10 protein-coding genes and 2 pseudogenes are annotated in these 16,285 nt (G+C 57.9%); 8 read left to right on the top strand and 4 right to left on the bottom strand.

Features of this window, described 5'->3' with window-relative positions; all coding sequences use genetic code 11:
- Nucleotides 1–297 precede the first annotated feature (297 nt).
- Nucleotides 298–1,638: an MFS transporter gene (locus ACA079_RS16410; RefSeq protein WP_497700068.1), complete on the top strand. Its 1,341-nt coding sequence runs from the start codon at nucleotides 298–300 to the stop codon at nucleotides 1,636–1,638.
- A 176-nt stretch (nucleotides 1,639–1,814) separates the two neighbouring features.
- Entirely contained in the window at nucleotides 1,815–3,098 is a 1,284-nt protein-coding gene (gene salA, locus ACA079_RS16405) for a salicylate 1-monooxygenase (protein ID WP_497700067.1), read from the top strand.
- 155 nt (nucleotides 3,099–3,253) lie between these two features.
- On the opposite strand, the pseudogene ACA079_RS16400 reads toward salA, so the two are convergent.
- Nucleotides 3,254–4,216 (bottom strand): annotated as a pseudogene (locus tag ACA079_RS16400) (methyl-accepting chemotaxis protein); the annotation flags it as partial.
- A gap of 336 nt (nucleotides 4,217–4,552) precedes the next feature.
- Nucleotides 4,553–4,819: pseudogene (locus tag ACA079_RS16395) on the bottom strand (PAS domain-containing protein); the annotation flags it as partial.
- Between the two features lie 468 nt (nucleotides 4,820–5,287).
- Between ACA079_RS16395 and ACA079_RS16390 the strand changes: the two are divergent.
- The 5 genes from ACA079_RS16390 to ACA079_RS16370 all read left to right on the top strand — a co-directional run bounded on the left by ACA079_RS16390 (nucleotide 5,288) and on the right by ACA079_RS16370 (nucleotide 13,347).
- On the top strand, nucleotides 5,288–6,427 hold the full coding sequence (locus ACA079_RS16390; protein WP_497700066.1) for a thiolase C-terminal domain-containing protein: 1,140 nt from the start codon (nucleotides 5,288–5,290) through the stop codon (nucleotides 6,425–6,427).
- Between the two features lie 68 nt (nucleotides 6,428–6,495).
- Nucleotides 6,496–8,325, top strand: coding sequence for a DUF1302 domain-containing protein (locus tag ACA079_RS16385; protein ID WP_497700065.1), 1,830 nt, complete (start codon nucleotides 6,496–6,498; stop codon nucleotides 8,323–8,325).
- 33 nt (nucleotides 8,326–8,358) lie between these two features.
- Nucleotides 8,359–9,720: a DUF1329 domain-containing protein gene (locus ACA079_RS16380; RefSeq protein WP_497700064.1), complete on the top strand. Its 1,362-nt coding sequence runs from the start codon at nucleotides 8,359–8,361 to the stop codon at nucleotides 9,718–9,720.
- 78 nt (nucleotides 9,721–9,798) lie between these two features.
- On the top strand, nucleotides 9,799–10,875 hold the full coding sequence (locus ACA079_RS16375; RefSeq protein WP_497700063.1) for a WD40/YVTN/BNR-like repeat-containing protein: 1,077 nt from the start codon (nucleotides 9,799–9,801) through the stop codon (nucleotides 10,873–10,875).
- 36 nt (nucleotides 10,876–10,911) lie between these two features.
- The gene (locus ACA079_RS16370; protein WP_497700062.1) at nucleotides 10,912–13,347 is read left to right on the top strand and encodes an efflux RND transporter permease subunit; all 2,436 of its coding nucleotides are present in this window, start codon (nucleotides 10,912–10,914) and stop codon (nucleotides 13,345–13,347) included.
- 492 nt (nucleotides 13,348–13,839) lie between these two features.
- Here the strand turns inward: ACA079_RS16370 and ACA079_RS16365 are convergent, their stop codons facing one another.
- Nucleotides 13,840–14,388, bottom strand: a complete 549-nt coding sequence (locus ACA079_RS16365; RefSeq protein ID WP_497700061.1) for a hypothetical protein — start codon at nucleotides 14,386–14,388, stop codon at nucleotides 13,840–13,842.
- Nucleotides 14,389–14,812: 424 nt separating this feature from the next.
- Nucleotides 14,813–14,989 (bottom strand): hypothetical protein, encoded by a 177-nt coding sequence (locus tag ACA079_RS16360; protein WP_497700060.1) that lies wholly within the window; start codon nucleotides 14,987–14,989, stop codon nucleotides 14,813–14,815.
- Nucleotides 14,990–15,251: 262 nt separating this feature from the next.
- On the opposite strand from ACA079_RS16360, the gene qhpR reads away from it, so the two are divergent.
- A complete protein-coding gene (qhpR, locus tag ACA079_RS16355; RefSeq protein ID WP_497700059.1) occupies nucleotides 15,252–16,262 on the top strand; it encodes an AraC-like transcriptional regulator QhpR in 1,011 nt (336 codons plus the stop codon).
- Nucleotides 16,263–16,285 lie beyond the last annotated feature (23 nt).

Genomic DNA, 16,285 nt, shown 5'->3' with positions numbered 1-16,285 from the left:
TAAGGGCTATGAATCGTTGCCCATCGTTGGTCTGCACCGCTCTGAAATCGCCGCTGCAAGAGCCAAAGCCTAACAAGTGCCAGACCGCCGCGTCCATCGTGAGATCGATGGGACTTTTGCTCCCCTTCGATCTTTATTCACGTTCGAAATAATGCCTATTCACCTGGCTGCATTTATCACGGTCGATCGTTTGCCCATGATCGAATCCATGTCCAGTGCTGAACGCATTGGGCACCGCGCAATTTCCGGAGGCATCAGATCCTCCGGCTCTATAACAATGACAAGAAGAGCGATGCCATGCGTACGATAGATGTATCAGCCCTGATTGACGGGGCACGTTTCAATACCTTCCATGCGCGCGTGCTGTTCTGGTGCGCGCTCATCATCATTTTCGACGGTTACGATCTGGTCATCTATGGGGTCGTATTGCCCTCACTGATGTCCGAGTGGGGCCTCAGTTCGTTGCAGGCGGGTGCGTTAGGTAGCTGTGCGCTGGTGGGCATGATGCTGGGTGCTCTGTTTTTCGGTTCACTGTCGGATCGTATAGGCCGACGAAAAACCATCATGATGTGCGTCGCCATCTTCAGCGCAGTCACAGCGATCAACGGCCTGGCACGGAGCCCCGAGGCTTTCGCCTTATGCCGATTCATCGCCGGTCTTGGGATCGGGGGTGTAATGCCCAACGTTGTCGCGTTGATGAACGAGTACGCGCCAAAAAAATCCCGCAGCACGTTGGTCGCGATCATGTTCAGTGGCTACTCGTTAGGGGGAATGCTATCGGCGAGCCTGGGCATGGTGCTGATCCCACAGTGGGGATGGCAAGCCGTGTTCTATGTAGCGCTGATTCCGCTGTTGGCCTTGCCATTTCTGATACGACAATTGCCTGAGTCGATGGATTTCCTTTTGCGCACAGGGCAGACCGTCAAGGCCCAAAATCTGTTGGCACAAGCCGCGCCGTCTTATGAACCAACCGCAAATGACCAGTTGAACCAGATGGTCGCCAAAGGCATGACTGTGTCGATTGCGCAGCTGTTTCAGGACGGGCGCAAGTTGAACACCTTCATGCTGTGGCTGGCGTTTTTCTGTTGCTTGCTGATGGTTTATGCATTGAGCTCCTGGCTGCCAAAACTCATGACTGCCGCAGGCTATGGATTGAACTCCAGCCTGGCGTTTCTGGTAGCGCTAAACGTCGGCGCGATTATTGGCGCGGTGGCCGGAGGATGGCTGGGGGACCGAATTGGTATCGCAAAGGTCTTGTTCGCGTTTTTCAGTTGCGGAGCGTTAGCCCTGAGCCTGTTAGCGATCAAGGCGCCGTTACCGATACTTTATGTGCTCATCGCCATAGCTGGGGCTTGCACCATTGGCACGCAGATCCTGGCCAACGCCTGCACGGTGCAGTATTACCCTGCGCACATACGGTCTACAGGGCTTGGTTGGGCGATGGGCGTCGGTCGCACCGGAGCAATCATCGGTCCTTTGTTAGGAGGCGCACTGCACGCTTCTTCATTGCCGCTGCAGGCGAGCTTTCTCATTTTCGCAGTACCAGGTCTGATAGGGGCCATCGCTATTCTGGTGTTTCTGATTCAGAACTCTCCAGGCCGTCAGGCCGCTTCTTCCAAGCAACCCGTGCCGCAGTAACGATTGCAGAAAAAGGCGAGCTCAAGGAAGAGCTCGTCTGGCCAATGACTGCTCGTCTTGAAAAGTAATATTCACACTCGTGATGGCATGTATGGGAATTGCGGTATTTATCAATAGCGCTCAGATGGCGATGATTTGGTTACTCCAATAACAATCAGACTCATGGGTAACTTGCTATGCAAACATCTCAATCCAAATTGCACATCGGTATTGTTGGCGGTGGTATTGCCGGCGTGGCTCTGGCCCTGGACCTGTGCCGTCATTCCCATCTGAGCGTGCAGTTGTTCGAATCGGCTCCTGCCTTCGGCGAGGTCGGAGCCGGTGTCTCCTTCGGCGCCAATGCCGTTCGTGCCATCGCGGGTCTGGGTATTGCCGAACCCTATCGCAAGATTGCCGACCAAACGCAGGACCCCTGGCAGGACATCTGGTTCGAATGGCGTCGTGGTGAAGATGCCGGCTATCTGGGCGCAAGCCTGGCCGAAGGGGTAGGGCAGTCTTCGGTACACCGTGCTGACTTCCTCGATGCTCTGGCCAGTCAGTTGCCCGAAGGGATCGCCCAGTTCGGCAAGCGCGCTGTCAGTGTGGAGCAGGAAGCCGAGCAGGCTCGCGTAGTGTTCACCGATGGCACTGAGCATCGCTGCGACCTGTTGATCGCCGCCGACGGTATCAAGTCATCGATTCGTGATCATGTTCTCAACGGACTTGGTCAACCCCTGGTGGCACCGCGTTTCAGTGGTACTTGCGCCTACCGTGGGATGATCGACAGCCAACAGCTGCGTGCAGCCTACCGGGCTCGGGGTGTTGATGAGCACTTGGTCGACGTCCCGCAGATGTACTTGGGGCTTGATGCACATATCCTGACATTCCCCGTTAAACAAGGCCGGCTTATCAACGTTGTGGCCTTCATTTCCGATCGCAGTCGCCCTGATCCAACCTGGCCAAGCGATTCTCCATGGGTGCGCAATGCCAGCCAGGAAGAAATGCTCTCTGCCTTCAATCATTGGGGAGACGCTGCACGGGTGCTGCTCGAATGCATTCCGGCACCCACCCTTTGGGCGCTGCATGAACTCGATGAGTTGCCAGGCTACGTGCACGGCCGCGTGGGTCTGATCGGCGATGCAGCGCATGCCATGTTGCCGCACCAGGGCGCTGGCGCAGGTCAGGGGTTGGAAGATGCCTGGCTTCTGGCGCGATTGCTGGCCGATCCGCAGGTCCTGGACAGCCAGCCACAAGCGGTTCTCGCGGCTTACGACGCAATCCGTCGTCCCCGTGCCTGTCGTGTGCAGCGTACCTCGTGGGAAGCCGGGGAGCTTTATGAACTGCGTGATCCAGCTGTAGCCGATGACGAACAACTGCTGGGCAAAACCCTCGCAGAGCGCTTCGACTGGTTGTGGAATCACGATATGCAGTCCGACCTTCAAGAGGCTCGTGTGCAGTTGGGTTGGCGAACGCTCGCCTGACGAATTGAACCGACATGTACGGAGGGAGCGTCCCGCAGCTCTCTTCGTTCGTGAATCTGGAAGACCTGAGCCATCACCGTTCCCTGGTGATGAGCCGCTTTCGGCCGATTGCTAAAAAAGGCACTCAACGAGTGGCTTTTTTTGTGCTTGATGGCTTATCGGTTAAATCGCTCGACCAATGAATACTGGGTTTTAGCGGTCTGGGTTAATTCCTTGCTGAGCTCTGCCGAGTGCCTGGCTTGTTCAGATGTTTGGTCCGCCAGATTAGCGATGGTCGTGATATTGCGGCTGATTTCCTCGGCCACGGCGGTTTGCTCTTCGGTCGCTGCGGCAATCTGGGTCGTCATGTCCGTGATGTTCGCGACGGCTTCACTGATGCCGACCAAGGCCTTGTCTGCCTCAAGCACCCACGCCACGCCTTCTTCGGCCTGGCGATGTCCGCTTTCCATAGTCTTCACCGCATTGTTGGACGAAACCTGCAACTTGGAAATCAGGCTATGGATTTGGGTCGTGGACTGAGTCGTACGCTGTGCCAGCTGACGCACTTCATCGGCGACTACCGCGAAGCCTCGACCCATGTCTCCCGCGCGCGCGGCTTCGATGGCTGCGTTCAGCGCCAGCAGGTTGGTCTGATCGGCAATACCTTTGATGACGTCCACCACCGTCCCGATTTCATTGCTGTCCTTGGCTAATTGCGTCACCGTCAGCCCTGTCTCGCCAACCACGACGGAGAGACGCTGAATGGCTTCTCGGGTGTCTCGGGCTACCTCGCGCCCGCGTCCGGTCAGCACATTGGCTTGCTGGGTGGCGTCAGCGGTACGCTGGACGTGGCTGGCGACCTCCTGCGTGGTGGCCGCCATTTGATTGACCGCAGTCGACACCTGCTCGGTCTCCGCCCGTTGGCGGTCAAGTCCACGAGAGCTATCGGCGGCGAGGCCGTCGGATCTCCCAGCCAAACTGGTCAGTTGCTCTGCCGTGTCTTGTAGCCGAGTGAGACAGGTCTTGAGGCGGGACGCCTGGCTGACAAAGGCTGTTTCAAGGCGTGCTTGAGGGCCCCGTTCATCGCTGTACATTTTGGCCAACAATGAGTCGGAGGTTGAGGCCTCAGCCATTTCCAGTATATGCCGCGCCCCTCGGTTTTGCCTGCGGGATACAAGCAGCCCGATGGGAATCGATACCCCGACAGCAAAAATGATTGCCAAAGGCGCACTAAGGAACACGCCGCCCAGCGTGCCCACCAGACCCATCGTCACAACAGGCATCCAGGTGAGCAGGGCGGGTTGCCATTGATCGCTGCTTGGGACGGCTGATTTTCCAAGACTGATGCGCTTATAGAGGGTTTCGGCGCGGCGGATCTGCTCGGCCGTCGGCTTTACTCTGACCGACTCGTAACCGACGACCTCACGACCTTCGAAAATCGGCGTGACGTAAGCGTTGACCCAGTAGTGGTCGCCGTTTTTGGAGCGGTTCTTGACGATGCCCATCCACGGCTTGCCTTGCTTAAGCGCGCCCCACATATGGGCAAAGATGGCGGAAGGTACGTCGGGGTGACGAACGATGTTTTGAGGCGCGCCGATCAGGTCGGACTTGTTGAAACCGCTGATATCGACGAAGGCGTCATTGCAGTACGTGATGACGCCCCGTGCATCCGTTGTCGAGATGAGTTTTTGTTGAGGCCCAAGGGCAACCTCGCGCTGCGTAACCGGTTGGTTGTTTCTCATCTGTATTGCTCCTATGCCCTAAGCCAGAGGCATCGGCAGCAATGAGTGAAAGATTAATGAGTAACTCTAAAAGGACCGGTTGTGCGTCGGAAAAGACTCTGTAAGCGATGGACGGTGGGTGTATCCACAAAGGCACCATCGCGGGATTTTGAACGGGGATGATGCCCGCAATTTTGAAAACAAATCGTTTTTTGTAAAGCTCATCGAGTGTGAGCTCATGAGGAATGTTCATGGGCGAGGAAATCAGTACCCTGCTGAGCTCCCGAAAGCATGTCATCGCATACAGCAGAATCCCTTCCATCTAGTGCTGTAACCCCCGAGATGATCCGTTCGGATCATCCTTTTACGCCCCCAATCTGATTTCAAGCCCACCCCCCCCCCGACGTTGGGGGGGGCGTCGATTGGCTACGCCATAGTCTGGACTCCAACAAGAGTGCAGTGCCGTATCGGCTGGCGGGAGCAGGGCATATGAGTGAAAGAGTGCTGATCGCCGGCGTGGGTATGGCGCCGTTTCTACCGCTGGGTGGCTGTGACAGTCACGCAGCGTTGGCGGGCCGGGCCATTCGTTCGACGCTGGACGATGCACGAATCGACTATGACCTGGTCGATCAGGTCTTTACCTCGTGCGTGCAGGGTGACGCCTCTATCGGAGAACAGCTGCTGTCCCGGATCGGCTATTCGGGTATCCCGGTTTTCAGCCTCAGCGATGGCTGTGCGTCGGCCAGCAGCGCCTTTCAACTGGCCCGCAACAGCATTCTTTGCGGTGAAGCCGAGTGTGTATTGGTCGTGGGTGTCGAGTGCATGCCGGCACGGATTTCCAATCGTGAGTTTTTCGGATTGAAGGATCCCGTACATGGCCAAGTCACGGACTCATTACTGGAGCGTCGACAGCATCCAGCCGTACTTTTTGCGGCTCAAACCAGTTGGCTGTTGACCCGCATGGGAATCGCCGAGCGTTGCTTCGATGATGTGCTCCGTCGGGCGCGGGCTCAAGCGGCGATAAATCCCAACGCTCTGTTGAACCGCGTTCCGGATCGTGATGGCTGGCTCCCTCCGTACCTTTGCCCGCCGGCCTGTGGTGCGGCGGCGGTATTGATCTGTTCTCCGGCCTTCGCCCTGCGCTTTGGCGCTCGGGCTGACGTGAGCGTTCTGGCCAGCGCCCGAGGCAGCGACTGCACGTCGGAACAAGAATCCGGCTGTGTGCTTGATGTGCTGGGAAGGGCGACCACCCGGCGCGTGGCGCAACACGCCTATCAGCAGGCTGGCCTGGGACCGGAAGACATCGATGTGGTTGAGCTGCATGACCAAAGCGTTGGTGACTTCATGGTCAACAGCGCGGCACTGGGCTTTTGCCCGGAGGAAGAGATCGACCGTTTTGTGCAGCTCGGTCATCGCCTGAAAGGACAGTTGAATGCGGTGTGCCCATCGGGCGGGCTACTGGGACGTGGTCACGCCCCGGGTGCCACCGGGTTGGCGCAATTGGTCGAGCTGGTCTGGCAACTGCGTGGCACAGCCAAGGGCCGGCAGATTGCAGGTGCCCGCACGGCACTCCAGCACAGTGCTGCACTGGGTCGATCAGTGTCGGTCACGCTTTTGCAGCGCACTTGATCGCAGGCTTCGCGAGCTGTGAATTCAACCCAAGTTTTTCGTAAACCAAAGAGCAGGTGGCAAGTTAGATGAACAAAAATAATAAGATCTGCCATGCAAACCTCCGCAAGGGGTTGCTGACTTCAGCCATCCTGGCGGGTCTGGGCATAACACACGCACACGCGCTGGAAATCGACACAGGGAATGAAGACCTGGCGGTTCGCTTCGACAACACTGTGAAGCTCAACTACGCCCAGCGGGTGGAGTCAGCCAACAGCAAATTGGCCAATTCCTGGAACAACAATGACGGGAACCGCAACTTCTCCTCCGGCAGTGCGGTTTCTCAACGCATGGATGTGCTTTCCGAGCTGGACGTTGTTTACAAGCAGAAGGTTGGCTTTCGCGTCAGTGCGAACACCTGGTACGACCACGCCTACGACGATGTCGGCAGCGACAATGCATCGACCAACCAGCTAAACAGTGGTGTGCCGGACTCCCGGCATCAGAGCGGTTATGCCGATCGTTACTACAACGGTCCTTCTTCAGAAATTCTCGATGCCTTCGTGTTCGGCAGTACGGAAGTCGGGGATGAGTCGCTGCTCAGTGGCAAGGCAGGCAAACACACCCTCTACTGGGGCGAGAGTCTCTTGGCCTTTGCTCACGGCAACAGTTATGGACAATCCGGGCTTGATCTTTCCAAGGCGCTGGCGGTTCCCGGAACGGAAGCCAAAGAGTTGTTCATCCCGCGCAATCAGTTGTCCGCAAGCTTCACGCTCAACCCGGAACTGACCGTCGCTGCACAGTACTTTCTCGACTGGGACGCCGCGCGTTTACCAGAGTCTGGCACCTACCTTGGGTTTAACGACGGCATCCAAAGTGGTGGGCACAACCTATCGTTGATTGGCGCACAGAATCCTCGCTTTGGTACGCCCGGCCCGTTGGGTGCCAATCAGTTTTTGCGGCTCAGCAACGGCCACACCTTCACCCCGGACAAGCACGGCGACTTCGGTCTGATGGCCAAGTGGAGCCCGGAATGGCTGCAAGGCACTCTGGGTGTCTACTACCGCAAAACCTCCGACATTCTGCCGAACCTGGCCTTGCAGCCAACCGCTGTAGGTCCTGCGCAATTGATCTCCGGCAACATCGGCAACTACAACCAGTTCTACGTCGATGACATTGATATCTATGGCCTTAGCCTCTCGAAAAGTGTCGGTGGGGTCAGCGTCGGTTTCGACTTGAACTATCGCCACAACATGCCGCTGGCCAGCGTGGCGGCAACTGTCAGCCCTGCAGCCGGGGCGGCCGGTTTACCAGGGTTTATCAGCAGCTTTGACGGTGAAAACGGCGTAGCCCGCGGCAACACGGTGCATGCGGTGCTCAACGGTTTGACCACCTTTGGCGATACGCCAGTCTGGGACAGCTCGTCCTTGCTGGTTGAACTCGCCTACAGCCGCTGGCTGGACGTCACGGACAACAAACAACTGTTCAAAGGCGAAGACTGGTACCGCGGTGTCGACAAGGTCACCAAGGACAACTACATCGTCGGCGTCAACTTCAACCCGACCTGGTATCAGGTGTTCCCCGGCATCGATATGTATATGCCAATGACCTACAACGTCGGCCTCAACGGCAACTCCGCCGTCCAGTTGGGCGGTAATGAGGACTCTGGCAGTTATTCGGTGGGCGTCGGTATGGATGTCCAGAACCAGTACCGTTTTGACCTGAAATACGTGGACAACTTTGGTCCGTTCGACACCTGCGGCTCAGCCGGTGGTGCGGGTGTTCAGGGCCAGGGCGCCGCACCAGGTGCCAACGGGCAGTACAACTGCGTACCGGGGCAGACCACTGCTTTCGGCGGTACTCAGCCTCAGCTCAAGGATCGGGGCATGGTCACTTTGACGTTCAAAACGACCATTTGATCGAAGTCTTTGCTTGATAGCAGGAGTCACTCCATGAAGTTCGTAAATTCTCTATTGTTCTCTGCCTTGACCGTCGCCCTCGCTGGCGCGGCACACGCTGCCGTTTCGCCGGACGAAGCGGCCAAACTTGGCAGCAGCTTGACAGGCGTCGGCGCTGAAAAGGCCGGCAATGCCGACAGCACTATTCCGGCCTACACCGGCGGCCTCACCACGCCGCCAGCCGGTTACCAGTCGGGCAGTTCATTTCGTCCAGACCCTTATGAGGCTGACAAGCCGCGTGCCGTCATCGATGGCAAAAACATCGCTCAGTACGCCGGCAAACTGACCGCCACCACTCAAGAGTTGCTCAAGCGTTACCCGACGTTCCGGGTTGATGTGTTTCCGACCCATCGCAGCGTTGCGCTCCCGCAGCGGTTGCTGGATAACACCGCGAAAAACGCCGTCGGCACCAAAACGCTGGAGAGCGGTGTCGCACTGGAAAACGCGCTGCCGGGCGTTCCGTTCCCGATCCCGAAAGATGGCTATGAGGCCATGTGGAACCACCTGTTGCGCTATCAGGGTTATGCCACCAACTTCAAATACGATTCCTGGAACGTCGACGGTTCCGGCAAGGCGATTCTGGCCACCACCGGTAATGCCTATCTCGAATACCCGCTCTACGATCCGAAACGTACGGACCCGGCGAAAGAGAGCGATCTGTTCTTCAAGACCAAACTCTATTACCAGGCCCCGGCCCGCCGCGCGGGTGAAGCCATCCTGGTACAGGATGCCGTCAACCCTCTGAAGATGGAGCGTCGTGGCTGGCAATACCTGCCAGGTCAGCGCCGTATAAAACTTGCGCCGGACATCGCTTACGACACCCCGAACCCTGGCTCGGCCGGTGCCTCGACCTATGACGATGCCTGGGTATTCAACGGCGCATTGGACCGTTATGACTTCAAACTGGTCGGCAAGAAGGAAATGATCATTCCTTACAACACCTACAAGCTGAACTATCACAAGGAAGCGGCGGATATCACCACGGCGCACCACGTCAATCCGGATTTGATGCGCTGGGAGTTGCACCGCGTGTGGGTCGTGGAAGCCACGCTGAAACCGGGCAAACGCCACATCTACAGCAAGCGCACCTTCTACCTCGACGAAGACAGCTGGATCGCCCTGGCTTCGGACGAATATGACGCCAGCGGCAAGCTGTACCGCGGCTCCTTTGCACACCTGGCTTACAGCTATGACGTACAGGCGCCGAACTCCGACAACCACATGATTTATGACTTTGTCTCCGGTAGCTACAACATCACCGGCATCTACGGCCCGTATGGCGGCATCAAGTACATCGACCCGCTTTCGAAAGCGCAGTGGGCACCTGAGTCATTGGCTGGCACGGGCATTCGCTAAGCCATAAACGCAGGTGTTTTTTTGTCGCCGACAGTGTTCCTCGCGCTGTTCGGCGGCTTTTTTTGCCGAGTAAACCTCATGAATACATTTAGATGGATAACGCTGGCTGCGCTAGGCGTGGCATTGGCCGTGCCATTTACCAGAGCCGTGGTCGCCGCGGATTTTGTCGATACGTTGTCGAGCCCGGCGATTCAGAGTGAAAAGGCCATTGACGGGATGTTCACAGGGTTGGCCAGTGCGGGTAAACGCCTGATCGCCGTGGGCCAGCGAGGCCATATTTTTTATTCCGATGATGCTGGCGTCCGCTGGCATCAGGCACAAGTGCCGGTGAGTTCCGACCTGGTGGCCGTGCAGTTCCCAAGCCCGACGCAGGGTTGGGCAGTCGGGCACGACGGCATTGTGTTGCACAGCGATGACAGGGGTGAAACCTGGAAGCGTCAGCTCGATGGCCGTCAGGTGGGGCAGATCATGCTCGAACACTATCAGCGCCTGGCAGCACAACAACCGGATGACGCCGCCAGTACTTTGTTATTGGGTGAAGCCCAACGAATGATCGATGAAGGGGCGGACAAACCCTTTCTGGACGTGTGGTTCGCTGATGAGAAAACCGGCTACGTCGTCGGCGCGTTCAACCTGATTTTTCGCACCGACGATGGCGGGCAGACCTGGGTTCCGTTGATGGACCGCACAGACAATCCTGGGGCGCTGAACTTCTATGGGATGCGTGCGATCGGTGATGACCTGTTCATTGTCGGCGAGCAAGGCCTCGTGCTGAAACTGGACCCGGCATCCCAACGCTTCGTCAACGTTCCAACCCCCTACAGCGGAAGCTATTTCGGCATCACCGGCACGCCGGTTGCCGTGCTCGTTTATGGTCTGCGCGGCAATGCTTACCGCAGCGTCGATCACGGTGCGAACTGGGACAAGGTTGAGCTGGGACTGTCCTCAAGCATCACCGCAAGCACCGTCACGGCAGATGGCCGAATCATTCTGGTCAGCCAGGCCGGTCACGTGCTGGTCAGCGCTGACGACGGTGCAAGCTTCACGCAGAAGCCACAAGAACGCTTGGCACCCGCTGCTGCCGCACAAGCAATCGGGTCAGGCTCCGTGATGGTCGCAGGAGCACAGGGCTTGCGCCAACTGCCTTTCGAATAAGCCCACTTCACATAATAAAAAAGAGACGAGCGCCTCATGGGTAACTACAACCTCGATACGATGCCGGTAATCCGGGAGCTCAAGGGCTTCGATGCACGCTCCGGCAATGTCCTTGAACGCCTGATTTTCAACAATCGCCTGCTGGTGGTGCTGACCTGCCTGATCGTGACGGTATTGCTGAGCTATTTCGCGGCCACTCGGCTGACGCTCAATGCCAGCTTCGAAAAGATGATTCCGCAGAGCCAGCCGTACATCAAAAACTATCTTGAGAATCGCCAGTTGCTACGTGGGCTGGGCAATACGGTTCGGGTGGTGGTGGAAAACACCGACGGCGACATCTATGACCCGAAATACCTGGAGGTTCTCAAGCAGGTCAACGACACGTTGTTCCTGACGCCGGGCGTTGACCGCGCGTGGATGAAGTCATTGTGGACACCGGCCGTGCGCTGGACCGAAGTCACGGAGGAGGGCTTCCGTGGCGGCCCGGTGATGCCGGACTCCTACGACGGCTCGGGCAGTGGCGTCGAGCAGCTGCGCTTGAACATTGCCCGTTCCGGCATCATCGGCAGTCTGGTCGGCAACAACTTCAAATCGACCATGATTGTGGTGCCGCTGCTGGAGAAGGATCCGGTCACGGGCGCCGCCATCGACTATCACCGTTTTTCGCGGATGCTCGAAGAACAACTGCGTGACAAGTTCGAGTTTGCCGGTAGCAGCGCGGTACACAAGGCCGGAGAAGAGGGTAAAGGCCCGATAAAAATCCGCGTCATCGGATTCGCCAAACTGGTGGGCGACCTGATCGATGGCCTGCTGCTGATCATGATGTACTTCGGTGCGGCGGCGCTGATCGCCACTGCGATCATCTATGCCTTCACCCGTTGTGTGCGCAGCACCGCGCTGGTGATTTTGTGCTCTGTGGTCGCGGTCGTCTGGCAATTGGGTTTGATCACTTTGTTCGGTTACGCGCTCGACCCGTTTTCGATTCTGGTGCCGTTTCTGGTGTTCGCCATTGGCGTGTCCCACGGTGCGCAGAAAATGAACGGGATCATGCAGGACGTCGGTCGCGGCACCCACCAATTGATCGCCGCGCGCTATACCTTCCGCCGGTTGTTCCTGGCCGGTCTGACCGCGCTGCTGGCCGATGCCGTGGGTTTTGCGGTGCTGATGCTGATCGACATTCCGGTGATCCAAGACCTGGCCGTCACCGCGAGCATTGGTGTGGCGGTATTGATCTTTACCAACCTGGTGTTGCTGCCGGTGCTGCTGTCTTATTGGGGTGTCAGTCCCAAGGCCGCGGCGCGTACCTTGCGTCAGGAAAAGGAGGAGCTGAAAGGCAAAGGATTAGGCAGTCTGTGGAGCTTGCTTGACCGTTTTACCGAGCGGCGCTGGGCGACGGTGGCCGTGGCGGTGGCCGGGCTATTGGCGGTAGGTGGTTTCATGGTCAGTACGCACTTGAAGATCGGCGATCTTGACCCAGGTGCGCCCGAACTGCGCGCCGACTCACGTTACAACCGCGACAACGCCTACATCACCGCCAACTATTCGCTGTCCAGCGACCAGTTCGCGGTCATGGTCAAAACCGCCAGCGAAGGCTGCCTGAAGTACGAAACGCTGGTTGAGGCCGACCGTCTCGGCTGGTTGCTGCAACAGCAACCGGGGGTGCAGACCACCGTGTCGCTGGTCAATGCGGTACGGCAGATCACCGCGGGTTCCTATGAAGGCAACCCGAAAATGCTGACCATCGCGCGCAACCAGAACGTGCTGAATTACGGTGCGCAACAGGCCTCGGTGAACAACCCGGAACTGTTCGACAGCGATTGCTCGATGATGCCGGTGATTGCCTATCTCTCGGATCACAAGGCCGAAACCCTCGATCACGTGGTGAAAGTGGCCGATCAGTTCGCCCGCGAACACAGCAACGATGATCGCCAGTTCATGCTCGCCGCCGGCAGTGCCGGGATCGAAGCGGCGACCAATATCGTCGTGCGCGATGCCAACCGCACCATGCTGTTCTACGTGTATGGCGCGGTGATAGTGCTGTGCTTCATCACCTTCCGCAGCTGGCGCGCCGTGGTGGTGGCGGTCGTTCCATTGATGCTGACGTCGATTCTCTGCGAAGCGTTGATGGTCTGGCTGGGCATGGGCGTCAAAGTTGCCACGTTGCCAGTAATCGCCTTGGGTGTCGGCATCGGTGTCGATTACGCGCTGTATCTGCTCAGCGTCCAACTGGCCCAACAACGTGCGGGTCTGTCGTTGACCGAGGCCTACAAAAACTCCGTCGCGTTCACCGGCAAGGTCGTGGCCCTGGTGGGTATCACTTTGGCGGCGGGCGTGATCACCTGGGCCTGGTCGCCGATCAAGTTCCAGGCGGACATGGGCATCCTGCTCACCTTCATGTTCATCTGGAACATGATCGGGGCGTTGGTGTTAATTCCGGCTCTGTCGCATTTCCTGCTCCGACGCGCAACCTGAAACGCAGCAAAAAAAGAAGCCCGGCACGCTCTGCGCTGCCGGGCTTTTTGTCTTTTGGCATGGGGCGATTCGCTGCTGGTCGAAAGGCACGATCAGTGGACCGTCGAAGGCTGCAAACACAAGTCACTCGGGCGCGGTTCGCCCTTGGAGGGCGTTCATGAAGGTATTTTTGGGACACTTCCGACTGTGAAGTGCCGGGCTGGCGTTGTTTGTTGAGGGGTGTGTCCGCGGCTATCGAAGGTGCATCAGGCAATCGGGGGAAGGGTCGGGAGGGACCGGGAGCTGCGACTCAATGCTGAAATGTGCGATGACTAAAATCAGCCTAAAGAAGTCGCCCGGATGTGCTCAAAACATCAGGGGGCGATTCATTCACTCAATGGCAAATCATCGGCATGCCTGAATAAACCCAGTATGCCGAGACCGTGACGCCGCAGACCCAGGCAATGGCTTGCCAACGTCCTTTTTGCCAGAACCACTTCCGGAGAAAATTTGTCATCCCCGTTGCGCCGCCGCTCTGCGCACGCCAGCGACCGCATAACAAATGCCAACGAAATAGACGAGGATGCTCAGTCCCTGCGCAGCGAGCCACAGGTTCTTTCCGACCTGTACCGGTTCGAAGTAGAAGTTCGGCCAGATCTTGTTACCGACGTAGAAGCCCACGCCGGCTGTCACGAGTTCGGCGATCAGGCCGTAGGCGCAGAGTTTGGACGCGATACGCTCAAGGCCGGAAACATTCGGCACCGCGCCCTGGCGGATCGTGGCCAGATAGCACAACCCAATAGCGATCATGCCAAGGCTGCCGATTTTGAGTGTCATCTCGGCCAGGACCGCGGGGCAGCCCCACCACAGCGTGACGTTCTTCAGGAACACCGGGCCAACATCTCCCTGCTGGGCGCCGACCATGTAGTGCAGGATCGGAATGAAGCCCACCACAAATCCGGTGATGAACAGGCCAAGCCCCCAGCGAATAAATGTCCAGCCCAATTCGGCGCGCGTGACAGTTGCTTCGTCAGCGACGATGGCCATTGTTGCGTTGCTCATATGAAAGTTTCCTGCTGTATGGAGGGAGGCCACTAAGGGTGAGTGGCGAGTGACTGTGTCTCTGCCTGGCAGTCACGGGGCGGTTTCAGACCTTTGGCGCGTACCGCAGCGAGTTCCCGCCTGGCGATATCCAGGTCGGCGAGGAATACAGGATCAGCATGCAGACGGGCGACTGCGGCTGCGGAATTCTGTTCGGGAGGAGCCGCAAGCAATGCGCGACTGTCGGGTAAGGATTCAGGCGACAGATAACCGGTCAACAGACCGGGACGAAACTCAGGTACGGCTGTCGGTTGAGCAGGCGCCTCGGCATACGCAGTAGCCACACATAGTGCGAGACTGGTTCCCAACCAAAAGGATCGGTGATTCACGGACTACCTCATTCATCGGGTGTGCAATAACCTGGAATTCGACGCTCGGAGCACGATCAATGCAGCGAGGCGAAATTCACCGATGGCTTGAGGCAGGCGTAGAGATTCACCGCTTGGCATTCATTCCTGGCCTGGCGTAGCGATTCCAGCGAGACGTCGTCAAATCGTGTGGTGACGGCAGCCACCATCGCGGTGAGTGATGCAATGACACACAGCGTTATTATTATTTTCATCGGTTCACCTGCTCGAAAGCACTGAGTGATGGAACGTACTGTTGTGTCTTGACTTTATCGAGGCTGAAAACTCCTTCCCCCCCCTTGGTGGGGGGGTGAAGACTGACTCAAGATCAATGGCAGATGCCCAGTCGAAGAGTCTTTGCAAAATGTTTCACGGCCTTTAGGATTACATCAGGTTCGGCCAGTTCATCGGGACAGGGGGCGTGAGCCATATAAGAACTATCTGCCCTGAAAGGGGCGTCATTCGGCGTTGCCCAGTATGTCCAAACCCAGTGCCCATACCATCTTCGCCGAGAGCTTCTTCCGGGTGAATGCAGAACTGTTCGCCCCGTTCCTGGCCGAGGCCGGCCTGGATGAACGTATTCTGCATGCGCCGGATGTGGAGATTCCCGCAGCGAACTATGTCGAGCTCTGGGAGATCCTCGGGCGCAGAGTGGATACGTCGATCGGCCTGCGAATCGGCATCCAGACTGTGAGCGCCGCCCTAGGTGCCTATGGTCAAGCGATACGCAGTGCGCCGACCATGCTCCTGGCACTGCGTTGCTTGAGCCATTTCGCCGTGGTGCTGTCTCACGCTATTCGGGTGGATGTCGAAATCGTTGGGGGGCAGGTCATCCTGTCTTACCAGTGCACCGATCCGACCATCGTGCGGCGTCGCCAGGACGCCGAGTTCGCGATTGGCTTGTTCCTCAGCCTGTTGCGGGAGATCACCGAGAACCCGCGATTGACGCCGCAGCGGGCGGACTTCGAGCATGGGACACCGGCCGATCTGTCGTTACACCGCGAGGTGCTTGCATGCCCGCTGCACTTCAAGCAGCCGGACAATCGCCTTTATTTCCCGCTTGCACTGTTGGATATGCCTGTACGCACAGCCGACCCACGCCTGTTCCAGGCACTGGAACCCTTCCTCGAACAGCAGCGACAGATCAGGGCATCGGCCGGCGATCTGCTCGCCCAACTCGCAAGCCATATCGCCAGCAGCCTTAGCAGCGGCGGGGCGAGCCTGGAAATGGTGGCGCAGAGCATGGGCCTGGGCCCGCGCACACTTCAACGGCGTCTGGCTGAACACCAAGTGGAATTCAGGCTGCTGGTCGAAGACGTGCGTCGTTCACTGGCCGAAGCCTATGTGGCGCAGGCCCAATACAGCCTGACCGAAGTGGCTTTGCTGCTTGGGTACGCCGAATGCAGTTCATTCAGCCGGGCTTTTCGTCGCTGGACTCACGTCTCTCCGCAGCAATATCGCCTGCAAGCCAAGGCCAACCACTCGTAATTTTTTTTGCGGCTGACGTCAGA

It is taken from the genome of Pseudomonas sp. LBUM1645, from assembly GCF_059716185.1.
The sequence above is the reverse complement of the archived record's forward strand: the minus strand, read 5'-3'. Positions and strand labels throughout refer to the sequence as shown.